The sequence below is a fragment of the Bacteroides galacturonicus genome (assembly GCF_003096855.1).
GTDB classification, from domain to species: domain Bacteria; phylum Bacillota; class Clostridia; order Lachnospirales; family Lachnospiraceae; genus Lachnospira; species Lachnospira rogosae.
On sequence record NZ_QEOA01000005.1, the window covers coordinates 141,163 to 158,339 of the forward strand.

Annotated in this window: 14 protein-coding genes; 2 read left to right on the forward strand and 12 right to left on the reverse strand. The window is 35.4% G+C overall.

What is annotated here, in order from left to right; genetic code table 11:
- The first annotated feature begins 11 nt into the window (after nucleotides 1–11).
- A complete protein-coding gene (locus C7390_RS07490; protein ID WP_116443884.1) occupies nucleotides 12–1,019 on the forward strand; it encodes an N-acetylmuramoyl-L-alanine amidase in 1,008 nt (335 codons plus the stop codon).
- 123 nt (nucleotides 1,020–1,142) lie between these two features.
- On the opposite strand, the gene C7390_RS07495 is transcribed toward C7390_RS07490, so the two are convergent.
- The 10 genes from C7390_RS07495 to C7390_RS07540 form a co-directional block, all read right to left on the reverse strand.
- Entirely contained in the window at nucleotides 1,143–2,186 is a 1,044-nt protein-coding gene (locus C7390_RS07495) for a hypothetical protein (protein WP_116443885.1), read from the reverse strand.
- Nucleotides 2,183–2,686, reverse strand: coding sequence for an RNA polymerase sigma factor (locus tag C7390_RS07500; RefSeq protein WP_456362877.1), 504 nt, complete (start codon nucleotides 2,684–2,686; stop codon nucleotides 2,183–2,185). Before C7390_RS07500 ends, C7390_RS07495 begins: the two co-directional genes overlap by 4 nt.
- Before the next feature lie 159 nt (nucleotides 2,687–2,845).
- Nucleotides 2,846–3,832 carry a hypothetical protein gene (locus C7390_RS07505; RefSeq protein ID WP_147581246.1) on the reverse strand — a complete coding sequence of 329 codons (987 nt, stop codon included), beginning with the start codon at nucleotides 3,830–3,832 and terminating at the stop codon, nucleotides 2,846–2,848.
- Entirely contained in the window at nucleotides 3,795–4,307 is a 513-nt protein-coding gene (locus C7390_RS07510) for a dihydrofolate reductase (RefSeq protein WP_022502292.1), read from the reverse strand. The genes C7390_RS07505 and C7390_RS07510 overlap by 38 nt, the downstream gene beginning before the upstream one ends.
- Nucleotides 4,304–5,545 (reverse strand): GTPase HflX, encoded by a 1,242-nt coding sequence (gene hflX / locus C7390_RS07515; RefSeq protein WP_055176197.1) that lies wholly within the window; start codon nucleotides 5,543–5,545, stop codon nucleotides 4,304–4,306. Before hflX ends, C7390_RS07510 begins: the two co-directional genes overlap by 4 nt.
- 82 nt (nucleotides 5,546–5,627) lie before the next feature.
- Nucleotides 5,628–7,346, reverse strand: coding sequence for a phosphoenolpyruvate--protein phosphotransferase (gene ptsP / locus C7390_RS07520; protein ID WP_116443887.1), 1,719 nt, complete (start codon nucleotides 7,344–7,346; stop codon nucleotides 5,628–5,630).
- A gap of 49 nt (nucleotides 7,347–7,395) precedes the next feature.
- Nucleotides 7,396–9,204: a glycerophosphodiester phosphodiesterase family protein gene (locus tag C7390_RS07525; RefSeq protein ID WP_116443888.1), complete on the reverse strand. Its 1,809-nt coding sequence runs from the start codon at nucleotides 9,202–9,204 to the stop codon at nucleotides 7,396–7,398.
- Between the two features lie 15 nt (nucleotides 9,205–9,219).
- Nucleotides 9,220–9,855: a putative ABC transporter permease gene (locus C7390_RS07530; RefSeq protein ID WP_318295604.1), complete on the reverse strand. Its 636-nt coding sequence runs from the start codon at nucleotides 9,853–9,855 to the stop codon at nucleotides 9,220–9,222.
- Nucleotides 9,827–10,423, reverse strand: a complete 597-nt coding sequence (locus C7390_RS07535; RefSeq protein ID WP_055176206.1) for a CDP-alcohol phosphatidyltransferase family protein — start codon at nucleotides 10,421–10,423, stop codon at nucleotides 9,827–9,829. Before C7390_RS07535 ends, C7390_RS07530 begins: the two co-directional genes overlap by 29 nt.
- Nucleotides 10,424–10,523: 100 nt before the next feature.
- Nucleotides 10,524–11,732, reverse strand: a complete 1,209-nt coding sequence (locus tag C7390_RS07540; protein WP_022502298.1) for an NADP-dependent isocitrate dehydrogenase — start codon at nucleotides 11,730–11,732, stop codon at nucleotides 10,524–10,526.
- A gap of 320 nt (nucleotides 11,733–12,052) precedes the next feature.
- Between C7390_RS07540 and asnB the strand changes: the two genes are divergently transcribed.
- The gene (asnB, locus tag C7390_RS07545; protein ID WP_055306732.1) at nucleotides 12,053–13,894 is read left to right on the forward strand and encodes an asparagine synthase (glutamine-hydrolyzing); all 1,842 of its coding nucleotides are present in this window, start codon (nucleotides 12,053–12,055) and stop codon (nucleotides 13,892–13,894) included.
- Between the two features lie 223 nt (nucleotides 13,895–14,117).
- On the opposite strand, the gene C7390_RS07550 is transcribed toward asnB, so the two are convergent.
- Nucleotides 14,118–16,400, reverse strand: a complete 2,283-nt coding sequence (locus tag C7390_RS07550) for an ABC transporter permease (protein ID WP_116443889.1) — start codon at nucleotides 16,398–16,400, stop codon at nucleotides 14,118–14,120.
- 28 nt (nucleotides 16,401–16,428) lie between these two features.
- Nucleotides 16,429–17,127, reverse strand: a complete 699-nt coding sequence (locus C7390_RS07555; RefSeq protein WP_055176214.1) for an ABC transporter ATP-binding protein — start codon at nucleotides 17,125–17,127, stop codon at nucleotides 16,429–16,431.
- Between the last annotated feature and the right edge of the window lie 50 nt (nucleotides 17,128–17,177).

A 17,177-nucleotide genomic window follows, 5' to 3' on the forward strand; every position in this document is an offset into this window, starting at 1 on the left:
TAGGAGGATTTATGGCTGATTATAGAATCGCCCTTGATGCTGGACACGGTGGAAGCGACCCCGGTGCTGTATATAAGGGCAGACAGGAAAAAGATGACACTCTCGACCTTACTTTAGCTGTCGGTGACATACTTAAAAAAAATGGCATAGATGTATATTACACAAGAACTACTGACGAATACGAAACTCCATTTAAGAAAGCAACCGATGCGAATAATTCCGGTGCCGACCTTTTCGTATCAATACACCGCAATTCCTCAGAAAATCCTAACCAGTATTCGGGCGTTGAAACCCTTGTATACAGCGATACTGGTTTAAAGGCTGAGGTGGCAAGAAATATTAATAACCAGCTTGAAGATGCAGGCTTTAAAAATCTTGGTGTAGACGAACGCAAAAACCTTGTTGTCCTTAAACGTACCAAAATGCCAGCCGTTCTTGTCGAAGCTGGATTTATTAACAACGATAAAGACAATTATCTATTTGATGAAGAATTCGACAGCATTGCACAAGCAATCGCAGACGGAATATTAGAAAGCATACCATCAGGCAGGCCCGGAAATACCACTTCCAATAAAAGCAATCGCACTGACAACAATAATAATAGCAGCAACAATAGTAACAACAATAATAGCAGCAACGGCCAAATGAATAACTCTGGCAGAGCTGCTTCTGCCTCAATTGACAGCACAGCTATGGTTAATTCCATCCCACCTGATAACGAGGTGTTTTCTGTCCCTGTCAGTAGTTCAAATATTATGCCACAATGTCCTTGTGACAATAATGATTATGACACAGAAAATGAAGCACTTTACCGTGTACAGGTTGGTGCATACCGCAACAAGGATAATGCCGACAGAATGTTAAATTCACTTTTAATGGACGGATTTCCTGCATTTATAATATATGAGGACGGCTATTATAAAGTCCAGGTCGGTGCTTACCGTATTCTCTTAAATGCTATTAAAATGGAACAGCGTTTAAGAAGATTCCGCTACAGCACATACATTGTATATTCATAACAGATTGCTATTTAATTAATAAACATTTAAAACCCTCCAAAAGTCGAAACAGTGTCTTACTTTTGAAGGGTTTATTTTAGGTTATTTTACATTTTAGGAGCTGTAGTTATTAATTATCGTTTATTATTCTGCTGAATATATTGTTACACCATGCCACTCAATAGATGCAATATTATCAACACTGATAACCTGTTTTAATGCAAATGATATATGCATAGTACCTGCTTTGACACTTAAATCAGAAGTTTTGTCGTCAATACTAACAACTGTGCCATCTTTAAGATGTACTACAGGTGCATATTTACCACTCATACCAAACCACTTAAAGTCTGCATTTCCTGTTCCCTGTATATCAAGTACGAATCCATCACATTTAAGTGTATCTATATTGATAGTCTGGTCTGCATTATAAGATGATGTAACCGATATATTAGGAGTTGTACTAAGCACACCTGTGCTGCTACTCTTAAGAACTGTTTCAAAAGACCACTCCCCTGTTGCTAAAGTTCTGGTTTCTCTTGTTTTATTATCTTCACCATTTCTGTACGTACACTTAAGATCCTTAACATCAATCGAAATGTTATGATTAACAATATCTCTTGAATCAGCATTAACATATATTAATTCTGCATATATTTCTGAACCATCATCTGACATACCATTATAATTAAGATGGTATAATGTACCTGTTGATTTGAACTGGTCTGTTTCATCACTTATTTTTATTACAGTATCTGCAAAATCAAATGTACCAATTATTGGACTTAAGGTATCATCATTAGGTATAATCGGACTTCCGTCTTTTGACTTTATAGTCAGTTCAATATAAAATCTTCCACCATTAGCAACATATTTTCCCCATTCCACGTCAACATTAGATTCTTCTGTAGATGTAACATTACCTGTATTATAGACATTAACCGAACTATCCCCGCTCATATGAGATTCAAAATTGACATTACTCTTTGGGACAAGATACTTCTGGTACGCGTATACACCAGTGTAAGTTAATCCCGAGATTGCAATCACTGCGGCTGCCGCTGCTGCTATATTTCTATATATTTTTGATCTGGTTCTCATTATGACAGGCTTATTAGCTGGCTTTGCCTGCTCAATCCACTCCTGATTAATATTGTTCATTGACTTAAATAATTTCTCACCATTCATACCAAAACGCCCTCACTTTCCAAAAGCTTCTTTAAATCTTTCCTTAATCTGTGCAGTGCAACCTTAACTGAACTTTCGCTCTTTCCAAGTTCTTTTGATATAACTTTAACAGGTTGTGAATACCAGTATCTTTTGATAAATATATTTCTCTTATCAGTATCCAATGTTTTAAGAAATGTATTAATCAATTCTCCTACCATATGTTCATCACCCTCAAGTGCTTTATCAGGCTTGCCGATACACTGTTCCATCTCGGCTGTAAGTTCTATAACATTAGAGCTTCTTTTTAATGCATTGTCATAGTCTATTCTCTTGCAGATTATATGTCTGCATATAGTAGCTGAATATGCAAACAAATATTGCGGTCTGTTATCTGGAACTGATTTCCATACTTCATAAAACGTATCATTAACACATTCTCTTGCATCTTCCTCACTGTCAAGCATATTCATTGCAAGCTTCATTAATGGTCTTTGATACCGCTCCATTAATTCACGCATTCCAGATTCATCTCTGTTTGCTATTAAATCAATTATTTTTTCTTCGCTGCACACTTTATTAAATCGTCCTTAATTATTTCTTTTTGAAAGCTTTCACTTATAGAGTACGCTTTTTTCAGGATTGGTTACAGAAATGTAAAATAATTATTTTGCAAAGACTTATTGGATATTAATATTTCCTGATGCCTTAAGCTTTAAACTGTGATTCATAAAATGTATATCTGCATCGGCTGACACTCCTATTACATTATCACTTTGCATATCTATCTGTATTACCGAATTCACATATTCAGCCTGTGAATATTCAGCCATAATATATAGCGTCATATTATCCAGTCCATCAAAATCAATAACCATATTACAGACAGCGTTTTGATTGTAATATACTACAGCACTCACCTTTACAAGGTTATTATCCCTGTCAGCCTCTATATCAAGCACTACATTGCAGTCCTTTACTTCCGTGGCAAATTCAGATTTAATACTGTCCTTTTTTATGCCATATACATTTAACAACGAAATATATGGAAGAACCTGTGAATCTTTATATAATTCATCCACAAATGTATTAAAGCCATTAACTAAAGCTGTTTCATCTATATTAATATTATAAGTGTGTTTTCCTGTTTCGCTGACTGTATTCACGCAATCCATTGCCATAACTTCATAGCCCTTCACAAAGTCAGCTAATGCAGCTTTTAAAACAGGCTTAAGCTGATCTGCATCTATATTAATATATCTTGATATATCAGCTTTAGATATTAAAAATGTATCATTAGTCAATTCAGGTATAACTACATTTATTCCATTATTATCGATATTAGCTGTAATGGTATATTCTGCACTATTCTTACCCTGCATATAATCAGCATTATCATATATCAACTCCGATATATTAATTTTTCCAGTATAGTTATTGGCACTTACATCTATGTTGTTTATATATTTTTCAACTGTGCTTTGTAAAAGTTCTCCAGATTTCAACATCGTTTTTAAAGCTTTTTTCTCTGGAGAAGCATACATTTGTGTAACGCCATATGCCGATAATATTATTGCTATTACGGAAAGAAATATTATACCAGCCACAGCACGCTTTACATTTTTCTTTTTATTCTGGCATTTCATCAGCCTTACCCTTTCTTTCATACCTTACAAACTCATAACATATATCAAAATATGTATGTTCATCACTCTGTCCTGTAATTCTCCAGTCTTTAAGCTTATCAAAATCACTTATATAAGTATCTGCTTCGTAAGAGTAATCAACCTTTGTAATATGTGCTGTATCACAATATGGAAGGAATTCTTTGTATATCTGTCCACCACCGATGACATATACATCCTTACTATCCACATTTTTTACCTTCTCAAGCACATCTTCAACACTATGGCATAAACATACGTCTTTAGCTTCATAATCTTTATTTCTTGTAAGAACAATATTCTTTCTTCCAACAAGTGCTGACTGGTTAGGAAGTGCTTCTAATGTCTTTCTTCCCATAATAACAACTTTTCCATAAGTTTCTTCACGGAACAGCTTCTTATCCTCTGGAATATCAACAAGTTCTCTTCCTTTATTAGCTATTCCCCATTTTTTATCAACAAGTGCAATTAAATTCATAGTTTGCCTCCTACCCAGGCTGGCACATATCCTTTGACACTTATGCCCTCCTGTGTGTATTCCTCACTTTCAAGCTGTCCGTATTCTCTTATAAGTTGGATTTTGCCTGCATCGCTGTAAGGAAATACTCTTTCTATTCTAATTCTGCTCTTTAATATAATATCCTGCACATCTTCCAGAAATTCATCTATTCCCACACCCGTCCTGGCTGAAATATTCTCAACATAATCAGCTTTGCTGTCCTTGAGTATAGGAAGTTCGCCGTATTTATCACATTTATTAAAAAGTGTAATTATCGGCTTATCACCTACATCTAACTGCTTCAATGTCTCATATACTGTTGCCATATGTCTTTCGTAATCATCATTAGAGCAGTCCACAACGTGAATTATCATATCTGCATATTTCGCTTCCTCAAGTGTACTCTTAAATGCCTCTATAAGATTATGTGGAAGCTTTCTGATAAATCCAACAGTATCTGTCATAAGCACTTTTTCCTTGTTAGGAAGTGTAAGTGCCCTCGTTGTAGGATCAAGTGTTGCAAACAGCTTGTCCTCAGATAATACACCTGCATCGGTCAGCCTGTTAAGAAGTGTTGACTTACCCGCATTAGTATAACCTACTATAGCCGCTACTGGTGTAGAACTGTCCTGTCTGTTCTGTCTTTGCACATCTCTGTGGCTCTTAATCTCCTTTAACTCACCTGACAAATGAGCAATCCTGTCCCTTATTATTCGCCTGTCTGTTTCTATCTTCTTCTCACCCGGTCCTCTTGTTCCTATTCCACCACCAAGTCTTGAGAGTGTTGTTCCAAGTCCTGCAAGTCTTGTTGACCTGTATTTTAACTGTGCCATCTCAACCTGTATTTTACCTTCACTTGATGAAGCTCTTGCGGCAAATATATCAAGAATAACCATTGTTCTGTCCATAATCTTAGTATTAAGAACATCTTCAAGATTTCTTAACTGTGCTGGAGACAGCTCATCATCACATATTATTCCTGTTGCACCAAGCTCATCTATCATAAGCCTTAATTCTTCAAGCTTACCCTTACCAATATATGTTGCAGGGTGGAAGCTGTCACGCGGCTGTATCATCTTTCCTACTGTGACCGCTCCGGCAGTCTTAGCAAGCTCTGCTAACTCCTCTAACGACTTCTCACAGTCGTCAAGAGGATTTAACTCTACGCCGACAAGTACAACCTTTTCCTGCTCGTCATCTGTATCATATAATGCCATATTTTCCTCCAATTAATTCTATTATGCCAGAAGCAGATGTCTTAACATATCAATCATCACAAAGCATTTATTATATAATAATCTATTCTTTTGCTATGCAGTCGCTAAGATAGTTAGATACTTCCTTTTCTTCCGAATAATTCATAACATTTTCTGTTATCTCTTTTACTTCCTTACTGCTCCACGAAGCTATCTCTTTTCTAGTTTCAAGCACCCTGCTCACTGTAACAGAGAACTCATCAAGTCCAAAATTAAGAAGAAGTGGTATCATTCTTTCATCTGCCGCCGCTTCTCCACACATTCCTGCTTCTATACCTGCATTATGTGCACACTCAATTATGTGTTTAATACTTCGTATAACGGCTGGATTGAGTGCAGAGTAAAGATAAGCAACATTCTCATTGCCTCTGTCAACAGCAAGTGTATACTGTGTCAAATCATTCGTACCGATTGAGAAGAAATCAACCTCATGTGCCAGTACATCTGCCATTATTGCTGCGGCTGGTGTCTCTATCATAATACCTATCTTTATGTCCTTATCATACTTAATGTCTTTCTTGTCCAGATCCCTGCATATACCATTTATAATCTTCTTAACTGCCTGCACCTCTGTAACAGAAGTTATCATAGGAATCATAATTCTTATATTGCCATATGCACTTGCCCTTAATACAGCCCTTAACTGGGTTGTAAATATATCTACCCTGTCAAGGCAGAACCTTATGGCCCTGTATCCAAGAAATGGATTTAACTCCTTTGTGAGTCCCATATAAGGAATATCTTTATCTCCGCCAATATCAAGCGTTCTTATCGTAAGCTGTCTGCCATCAAGCACAACTGCTGCTTTCTTATATTCGTTATACTGCTCCTCCTCTGTTGGGAGTGCCTGCTTGTTCATAAATAAGAATTCCGTCCTGAAAAGTCCGACACCCTCAGCTCCAGCCTTTACAGCTTTAGCAGCCTCATCAGCATTGCCTATATTAGCAGCAAGCATTACTTTTCTGCCATCCCTGGTAACAGTCTGTTTATCTATATATTTCTTAAGTTCCTTAACTCTTTCATCATATGCTTTTTTCTTTTTATTATATATCTTAAGAGTTATAGGTGTAGGATTGACGAATACTTCGCCGTAAGCTCCATCAACTATAACCTCCTCACCCTCTGCTATTTTACTGCATATATCCTTAACACTTAATACAGCAGGGATTTCTAATGCTCTTGCAAGAATTGAAGCGTGTGATGTATCTCCACCCTTCTCTGATATAATACCGGCAATATGCTCTGTATCCATATTAGCTGTCATAGATGGATGGATTTCATCGGCAATAATAACAGTATTATCAGAAAGCTTAGTAAGATCAATATGCTTCTGTCCCTGCATTATTGCTATAAGACGCTGTTTCATATCTTCAATATCGGCTACTCTCTGTGTCATAGTATCATTGTTAAAGCTTAAGAATATGTTCTTTAACATCTCACAGGTATCTTCAACCGCTGCTTCTGCATTAAGCTTGTCATTAGTTATAGCACTTATTACACCACTGGTAAACTCAGGATCTCTTATAAGATATTCCTGATTTTTTAATACAAGAGCATTCTTATCATCACCATTAAGCTTCTGTGACAACTTATCCACAAGTTCATTAGTTTCCTGTATGAACTTTTCCACAGCCTCATTGAACTTATCAACCTCAGCTTCTGTATCCTTAATCTTAACACGGCTGACAGCATTCTTACACTTATGGATAATAAGTGCTTTTCCTATACCAATTCCCTTAGATGTACCTATACCTCTTAACATATAGACCCCCGTTTCCGCGTACATTTACGCATATATGTTACCAAGCTAATCACTGGTTAAATACATACTTTATCATATTAATCAATGTCTCACTTGTATCTCTTGAATATATAACCTCTCTTGCCGTTACAGGTTTGTCAGTTATTATATTATCAACACCTTTATTAGTAAGATTCTTTATAGAAGCGTCATTATTAACAGTCCACGCATATACCTGCTTTCCTGAATTATGAATAGCATCAACAACTCTCTTAGTAAGGAACGAAGCATTGACGCTAAAGAAATCCACGTCATCTATCTCATAGAACTTTCCATAAGCCACCGATAATATATACCCGACTTCTATGTCCTCATCATAAGACCTAACAGCCTGCAATGCACTATAATCAAATGAGGTGATAACGCACGAATCCTGCATTGAATATTTCTGTATAAGCTTTACAACCTTCTTTGCTACCTCATCACTGTTATCCGCCGTTTTAATCTCTATATTAAGTTTAATCTTTCCTTTGGCAAGCTGCAATACTTCTTCAAGTGTTGGAACTTTCTCGCCCTTGTACTCCTCTGAATACCAATACCCGGCATCAAGTCTTTTAACTTCTCTTAAAGTAAGCTCCGTAATATTCTTTAGAACACCTGTAGTCCTGTATGCTGATGTATCATGCATAACAACAATATAGCCGTCTTTGGTCATCTGGACATCTAACTCTATAACATCAGCCATATCTTCAATCGCCTTACTGAATGACGCAAGAGTATTCTCAGGTGCATCTACTGAAGCACCTCTGTGGGCAGTTATATCCGTATTGTGGAATATAGCCACTCTCTCAAACGGATTATTATTAAATGACCCAATTATATATATAATATCAAGCACTATGGATAATGCCAGCACAACTGCATATATTATCCTGTTGACCCTTGCTGAACCTTCGTCAATATCCACGAATTCAAATTCAATATCATCCAGATCGGAATATTTATAATACATATATGAAATCATTGAGAATGAACAAGGTATTGATATAAACACAAGAAAAATCTTCACACCGGCCCTCAATTCCCTAAGAACTGATAAATATACCGCACTTCCAAGATAAGCCATATCCAACAGCTTAACACCGCCTATAAGTATAAGCGAAATAACTGTATAGAACACTGCTATAGCTACAAATATTGCAAGATTATATACAATAACAGACATAATTACCCTTAATCTGTTATTTCTTACAATCTGTGAGCTTTTCTTATATGACTGTCTGAAATTCTTCCCCTCCATCATATATATATTAAATGAGAAAATTCCTCTTATAACATAATAATATATAAGAACCATAACTATTGCCACAAGCATATATATCATATACCTGTTTCTTCTCATCGTACTTCCGATAAGATTGCTCAATGTATCTGAATATATAAGATTAGCGACAATTGTAACATTTATAAATATAATCGAAATAAAGAAAAATAAAAAAAGCGGTATGCTTTGAATTCGGATTAAATTTTTAAGACGCAGGTACGCATTATATATATTATCAATTATAGATGCGTTATTACCTTTTCTCTTAGTTTCAAAGCACACAGCCAAATATGCCATCTCGTAAATGCAGTAACCGACAAACAGTATAATGCCTGTAAACAAAGCTATAATAACAACAGGGTTTGTCAGTGCCTTTACAATATATTCATTTGTTAAATATCTGATTCCTGCAACCTTCATACAAAGATTAATGGCGGCAGTTAATATAGGATATATAACTGCTACTGCCAGTAACTTATATGTCAGTTCAAACAGAATTACGTGTCGTTTGCTCCTGCGAAGCAGCCTGACATTATTCTTAAGACTTTCTAACATTGTCCACCCCGCTGATTATCTATGAAAAAACCTCTGAAGGCTGCCAGCACTTGAAACCTGTGCAACTACACTTTCCATTTTCTTATTAGCAATTCTCTTAGTAAAATGGTAAGAGAAATCCACAACATATGATATAACAAGCACAATTGATAACACTGTAGTTACCCTCATATCCATACTGAATACAACACGTTCTACCATTTTATTGAATACACTGAATATAAGAACTGCTAATACCCCCCAGCCAAGAGTGCTTTGAAGGCATATTATTCCTTTATAATTAAATCTTAGATGGTCGTAATTCCACCATACTTCACCAAAAAGCTTCTGCATAAGTCTTGCTGTCATATACTCAAATATTGTCGCACATATAGCACCAGCAATGTATAAAGCAGGGTAATCACCCTCAATTGGTGCAAATATATGAAATGCTATAAACACGCCAAATCCATATATAACGCAGAACGGAAGCTTGGCAAAACCCCTGTTCTCCCAATATCCAAGCTGTTTTCTTATGACTATACATTCCATAGCCCAGCCAAAAAAACTATATATAAAAAACCATACCGCTAACTGGTTAACATTCATTTCCCTAAATGTAATATCAAATATATTATACATATTAATACAACTTTCTTTCATCATTACCATAATGGTTATCTTTTAACATTATTATATATATTCTTATATACATAATAAATGCAAATGTCAATACTGCTGCACACACTATCATTATAACATATTGAAGATTAACCGGCATATGCGGAAATGCAACTAAAGCAAGCATACACACATACAATACTGCTGTACATACCTTGCCATACCATTTAGCACCATCTAATCTCCTATTCGCCCTTTTCATAACTACAAGACCCATAAGTGCCATAACTACCTCTTTGACAATAAGATATACAGCAAGTATGCACATATATGGAATATTAATAGCCAGAGTAACTAACATTGCAAGCTGCATAAGCTTATCTGCTGCCGGATCAATAATCTTACCCAAATCAGTTATCATATTACAACGTCTTGCTATCTGCCCATCAAGAAAATCTGTTATCCCCGAAAGCATTACAACAAGTGTCGCAACATAATAATCCACTGGTTCTTCTGCCGTAAAATAAAGATATACAAACAGCGGAACCAGTGCAATTCTTATATAACATAAAATATTGGGGAGTTTAAAAAGATCTTTAACCTCAAACTTAAACTTCATTCAAAATCCTCAATTCATACGAATATCTATAGATATCACAAGTGAAATCCAACACTTCTATATATAATATCCTATATAATAATACCCTTTATTGGCACAATTATAAAAGACTTTCAAGTGTCTCCTTAACTGCCTTAATAAAACCTTGTGTATTAAGTGTTACAGGATTACCTAATGTAGTAATAAGTGCTAAATCCTTAGTCATCTTACCATCTTCTACTGTCTTGATGCAAGCCTTTTCAAGTGTATCTGCGAACTTTGAAAGCTCTGGAAGTGAGTCGAGTTCTCCTCTCTTTCTTAAAGCTCCTGTCCATGCAAATATAGTAGCAATAGGGTTAGTAGATGTTTCTTCTCCCTTAAGGTGCTTGTAATAATGTCTTTGAACTGTTCCATGAGCAGCCTCATATTCATAATATCCCTGTGGAGATACCAGAACTGATGTCATCATTGATAATGAACCAAATGCTGTTGCAACCATATCTGACATAACGTCACCATCATAGTTCTTGCATGCCCAGATATATCCACCTTCTGAACGGATAACTCTTGCAACTGCATCATCTATTAATGTATAAAAATACTCAATTCCTGCTTCCTTGAACTTATCAGCATAATCCTTATCATATATATCCTGGAATATATCCTTAAATGTATGATCGTACTTCTTAGAGATTGTATCCTTAGTTGCAAACCAGAGATCCTGCTTAGTTTCAAGTGCAAAATTAAAGCAGCTTCTTGCAAAATTCTCAATAGAATCGTTAAGGTTATGCATACCCTGAATAATTCCTGCCCCCTTAAAGTTATGAATAAGCTCTCTTGATTCGTTACCCTGCTCATCTGTGTATACAAGCTCTGCCTTGCCAGCTGCTGGAATCTTCATCTCTGATGCCTTGTATACATCACCATAAGCGTGTCTTGCTATTGTTATAGGCTTTTTCCAAGTCTTAACATATGGCTCAACACCCTTAACAATAATAGGTGCTCTGAATACAGTACCATCTAATATTGCTCTGATTGTTCCATTAGGGCTTTTATACATTTCCTTAAGGTCATATTCCTTAACTCTTGCTGCATTAGGAGTGATTGTAGCACACTTGACAGCAACACCATATTTCTTAGTTGCTTCTGCTGAGTCAACAGTAACTTGATCATTAGTTTCATTACGATGGACGAGTCCAAGATCATAATACTCTGTATTAAGGTCTACATAAGGTAAAAGCAGTTCTTCCTTAATAAGCTTCCACAATACTCTTGTCATCTCATCTCCATCCATCTCAACGAGTGGTGTTGTCATCTTAATCTTTTCCATTACTAATCCTCCATATTGTGCATTTAATATTGGAACTATATCCAAGCTATTATTAAAATTTGCCTACAATTATAAAATATTTTTATTACTTTGTAAATGCCTGTTTTGCCATAACAATTATCTTGTATTAAATATCCCAGTTTGCTATAATTACATAATTGATTTACATAGGGTTTGCCATTTACGGTGGCTGTTATTCTAAATACTGCCGTATATGTTGTAATATTCGTGTAAACATTATTAATATGCAGGTTTTATTGTGCCTGTATTTTAAAGGATTATAGTAATAAATCACATTTAAGAAAGGACGGTTTTGTAATATGTGCGGATTTGCTGGATTTACAGGATACCTTGAAAATGGTAAGGATGTACTTACTGATATGATGAATAAAATCATCCACAGAGGACCTGACAGTGCCGGTCAGTATATAGACGACAAGGCTTATATGGGCTTTAGAAGACTTTCAATCATCGACCTTGATAACGGAAGCCAGCCTATGTTCAACGAAAATAAAAAGATTGTTATCACATTTAATGGTGAGATATATAATTATCAGGATTTAAGAAAAGACCTTATTGAAAAGGGGCATATATTTGCGAACAACTCTGATACAGAAGTTCTTATTCACGCTTATGAAGAATACGGTGAAGATATGTTAAATAAGCTTCGTGGTATGTTTGCATTTGTTATATGGGACAGTGAGAAGGAAACTCTCTTTGGTGCAAGGGATTTCTTTGGAATTAAGCCTTTCTACTACACTGTAGTTGACGGCAACATTATATATGGTTCTGAGATTAAGAGCATATTGGCACACCCTGCATATAAGAAGGAAGTTAATGATGTTGCTCTTGAAAATTACCTCACATTCCAGTATTCAGTGCTTCCTGAAACATTCTTTAAGGGTGTATACAAGCTTATGCCAGGTCACTGCTTTACTTTCCATAATGGAGAAATCAACATAAAAAGATACTGGGAGCCTACATTTGAAGCTGATGAGAGCAAGTCTTTAGATGAATTCGTCAAAGAGATTGACGATGCTATGCACGACTCAGTTGAACACCACAAGATTAGTGATGTTGAGGTTGGTTCATTCCTTTCAAGCGGTGTTGACTCAAGCTATGTTGCCGCTACATTTAATGGTGACAAGACATTTACAGTTGGATTTGACTACGAAAAATATAACGAGATAGATTACGCTAAAGCCTTATCTGAGAAAATCCAGATAGACAATTATTCTAAGCTTGTATCAAGTGAAGAATACTGGGCAGCTATCCCTAAAATCCAGTATCATATGGACGAGCCTTTAGCTGACCCTGCTGCTATTGCCCTTTACTTTGTAAGCCAGACTGCTTCTAAGTATGTTAAGGTTTCAATGTCAGGCGAGGGTGCTGATGAGTTCTTTGGCGGATATAACATTTACAAAGAACCTCTTGATACAGCAGGCTATAGAAAGCTTCCAAAGGGACTCCGCAAGTGTCTTGCCAATGCTGCACAGGCTGTTCCATTTAAGTTCAAGGGCAAGAATTTCCTTATAAGAGGAAGCAAGGATATTGAAGAACGCTTTATCGGTAACGCATTTATGTTCAACGAAAAAGAACGTGCCAAGATATTAAAGAACCCTACTGGAAAGTATAACCATAAAGAACTTACTAAGCCATTTTATGACAAGGTTAAAGATAAAGATGATGTAACTAAAATGCAGTATATAGATATTAACTTCTGGCTTATCGGTGATATTCTTCTTAAGGCTGATAAGATGAGTATGGCACACAGCCTTGAAGTAAGAGTTCCTTTCCTTGATAAGGAAGTATTCAATGTAGCAAGAACTCTCCCAACTAAGTACAAAGTTAATAAATCTAATACTAAATACGCTATGCGTAAAGCTGCTAACCAATATCTTCCTGATATGGTTGCTGAGAAGAAGAAGCTTGGTTTCCCAGTGCCAATCAGAATATGGTTAAAGGACGAGAAATATTACAATATGATTAAAAAAGCTTTCACAAGCGAAGCTGCTAACAAGTACTTCAACACAGATGAGCTTGTTAAGTATCTTGATGAACATAAAGAAGGCAAGGCAGATAATTCAAGAAAAATCTGGACAGTATATATGTTCCTTGTATGGTACAATGACTTCTTTGGTGACTCAGAATATGCGGCTTAACTACAAGACTGCGGTTATAGCTGTAATTTTTCTGAAATTCAGGATTTGAGAAAAATTTCAAGAATTAAATATAAAAAATTTTAAGAAATTCAGTATTTTAAAGAAAATCAAAAGAAAACATCTTAATTATAAATAAAAAACTGTCCTGTTTAATGATTAGATTAATATGAGCTAATTATATCTGCTCACTTTATCCAATTCATTAAACAGGACAGCTTTTTTATTACTCTACATTCTTTAATGCCTCATCCATAGGTATCTTCTTTATCTTATACATCATAAACACTGAAATCAGAGCATACACACCGATATTCAGCACGAACATAACTACGAACAGATATGGTGCATAGTAGCAGGAAATCCAGCCGGACATTTTCTCCATAAATACCCTGAACAGGCTATTCATAATTACAACTGATAATGCAATATTGATAACAACTGATATGACAACCACTATTGTTGTTGAGGTGACATACAGCCTGCTTATCTCACTGTTGGAATAGCCTAATATCTTAACCATAGAGATTGATGTCGAATTCTTCTCAACAATAAGCTTAGTTAACAAGAACATTAATACTGCAAATAATACAACTGCAAAGACTTTAATAATTCCAAATACTTCCCCCATAGAACGGTCAAGCTGTCTTGAAACCTTAGTTAAATCATCAATTGTAATCTCTGTTGCAATATATTTCTCATCAATATCAAGCTTCTCTGATGATAAGTAGCCTGAATAGTAATCATCATCTTTGTCGAATAGATTTTTAAAATACCCGTCACCCATAAATACTGCAAATGCTGATGGATAATCATACATATCCTTAACTGTAAATGTATATTCCTTGTCCTCATATTTCTCTTTGAGCGTTATCTTATCACCCTTATTAATCTTGAACTTTTCAGCATAGCCGTGTGACACATACACTTCACCATCTTTAAGCTCACTACTGTTAATGTCAACATATTCGCTGTCATCAGCAATTCCGTATATCAATACATCTTCACTCTTTAAACGTCCCTCAAGTGTTGAAAGTGTCCTGACACAGTATTTCTCTGCGGCCTCATTATCCACCTCAACCGGAACTTTCAATACATACTGATGTTTAGCTATAAGTTTGTCCTGTATCTCATTCTGGTAATGGTCAAGAAGCGGGGTCATCATAATACCGAACAGAAGGAGTATATTGGCAAATAATATACCCACAAATAATGTAATGTAATTGGGCATATTCTGTATAATTATTCTTAAACGAAATCTGTTAAAGAACTTGAATCCTGGCAAATGCACAGCTTTCTTCTTCTGTCTTACAGCCAAGTCCTTTCTTAAGAACTTAAGTGGTGAAAGACGAAGCCTGTAACCTATGAGCAATACATTTATCACTACCATTATTATAAATGGAACAACTGTTGTTAATACAAATGCTTCACCATTCCAAAGTGTTGTATAAGTTGTAAGCGAATAACTCTGATAATATGTATCTACAAATATATCCTTAAACCATGTATATCCTAATATGTTACCGACAAGTGCACCTGCTAATGTAACAATAATCGGTAGAAGAATATAATGTAACAACAGCTCTCCCCTTGTATATCCCGAAGCTCTTAAAGTACCGATAACATTAGCTTCTTTGAATACTGTATTATTAGTTGTAACTGCAAATACAAATGCCATAATAGCTATAACAACATATAAAAGAACTATCATCATAGCCTTGTCGCTTCCCATATCATCACCGGTAAAATGTATCGCCTGATTAAGATATCCTGGAATATAATTAGTAAGTATAGCATTATTAGATATTACTTTCATAAAATCATCTGCCATCTCTTTTTCTTCTATACCGTCTGCAGGCTTATTATCATATTTCCACGAATATACATAATGAATATGTGTATCATCATACATATCAAAACAGCTCTCTGACACTACACCAACACCGAATTTTAAAGAGTCAAACATTGTATCTGAGTTGTTCGAGAAAAGACAGCTGTAATCAGATAATGCAACATAACCTGTTACTTTAAGTGCCCTTGTGCCAACATTAATTATGTCGCCGATTTTAATATTATTATTGACAGAATACATTCTATCCAATGCAATCTCGTTAATATCCTCTGCGAGTCTGCCTTCCATAACATCAACTTTATCAATATCATCTCTATTAATATAGAAACGTATTGTGCTCTGGTCGTCTTCTCTTAACTTCTCATTATTGTGTACTTTTAAAGTTTCTTCTTTATAGAAGTTCTCATATATAGTAACATTTTCTTCTTCCAGCCTGTCAATCAGCTTATCATCGGCCTTGGAATACAATTCAAAATTACCATCTTCTACATTATATTTATCAAAACTCTTATTATATGTATCAAGCACGCTTCCATCAGCTATAAGAAAACCACTTATAAGCCCTATAACAGCTGTCATAAATATAAATATGACTATATATTTTGCAATTTCACCAGTAAATTCTCTTGGCAATCGTTTAATTAAAGGATTTTTCATATCTAACTCCCATTATATAATATTTAATCTACCATTCAAGGTCAGCGGCAGATACCTTACTGTTATTAACTATATTATCTCTTATCTGTCCATCTCTTAACTTGATAACCCTGTCAGCCATATTCTGGATAGCATCATTATGTGTAACCATTATGACTGTGTTGCCGTATTTCTTGTTGACATCTTCAATAAGCTTTAAGATTTCCTTAGATGTGTGGTAATCAAGTGCTCCTGTTGGCTCATCACATAATAATATGTCGGGATTTTTAACAATAGCCCTGCCTATTGCAGTTCTTTGCTGTTGTCCGCCAGATAACTGGTTAGGAAGCTTATGCCTGTGCTCATACAGCCCTAATGTATTAAGCAGTTCGTTAATATCAAGCGGTGAATCGCTAAGATAAGCACCAACCTCGATATTCTCCTTAACATTAAGGTTAGGTATAAGATTATACATCTGGAATACATAACCAAGGTGCTTTCTTCTGTATCTTGTAAGCTCTTTTTCTTTCATATCTTTAGTCTTTTCACTATCAATGCTTACATATCCCAAATCAGCATCATCAATTCCACCTATTATATTAAGAAGTGTTGATTTTCCCGAACCAGATGGTCCAAGCAGTACGCATATTTCCCCTTTTTCCACTTCAAAATTAATTCCCTTAAGAACTTCTACTTTATTAGAAGTACTGCCATATGATTTTTTTAAATCTTTTACAGTAAGAAACATATAATTTTCTCTCCTTCATATTTAATATCATCAAGTTAGTCTAACCTAAC

Excerpts from the sequence above, each read along its gene's own strand:
- C7390_RS07490 (WP_116443884.1), top strand. The coding sequence starts at position 12 with ATGGCTGATTATAGAATCGCCCTTGATGCTGGACACGGTGGAAGCGAC.
- C7390_RS07495 (WP_116443885.1), bottom strand. The coding sequence starts at position 2,186 with ATGAATGGTGAGAAATTATTTAAGTCAATGAACAATATTAATCAGGAG.
- C7390_RS07500 (WP_456362877.1), bottom strand. The coding sequence starts at position 2,686 with ATGCGTGAATTAATGGAGCGGTATCAAAGACCATTAATGAAGCTTGCA.
- C7390_RS07505 (WP_147581246.1), bottom strand. The coding sequence starts at position 3,832 with ATGAAAGAAAGGGTAAGGCTGATGAAATGCCAGAATAAAAAGAAAAAT.
- C7390_RS07510 (WP_022502292.1), bottom strand. The coding sequence starts at position 4,307 with ATGAATTTAATTGCACTTGTTGATAAAAAATGGGGAATAGCTAATAAA.
- hflX (WP_055176197.1), bottom strand. The coding sequence starts at position 5,545 with ATGGCATTATATGATACAGATGACGAGCAGGAAAAGGTTGTACTTGTC.
- ptsP (WP_116443887.1), bottom strand. The coding sequence starts at position 7,346 with ATGTTAAGAGGTATAGGTACATCTAAGGGAATTGGTATAGGAAAAGCA.
- C7390_RS07525 (WP_116443888.1), bottom strand. The coding sequence starts at position 9,204 with ATGTTAGAAAGTCTTAAGAATAATGTCAGGCTGCTTCGCAGGAGCAAA.
- C7390_RS07530 (WP_318295604.1), bottom strand. The coding sequence starts at position 9,855 with ATGGTAATGATGAAAGAAAGTTGTATTAATATGTATAATATATTTGAT.
- C7390_RS07535 (WP_055176206.1), bottom strand. The coding sequence starts at position 10,423 with ATGAAGTTTAAGTTTGAGGTTAAAGATCTTTTTAAACTCCCCAATATT.
- C7390_RS07540 (WP_022502298.1), bottom strand. The coding sequence starts at position 11,732 with ATGGAAAAGATTAAGATGACAACACCACTCGTTGAGATGGATGGAGAT.
- asnB (WP_055306732.1), top strand. The coding sequence starts at position 12,053 with ATGTGCGGATTTGCTGGATTTACAGGATACCTTGAAAATGGTAAGGAT.
- C7390_RS07550 (WP_116443889.1), bottom strand. The coding sequence starts at position 16,400 with ATGAAAAATCCTTTAATTAAACGATTGCCAAGAGAATTTACTGGTGAA.
- C7390_RS07555 (WP_055176214.1), bottom strand. The coding sequence starts at position 17,127 with ATGTTTCTTACTGTAAAAGATTTAAAAAAATCATATGGCAGTACTTCT.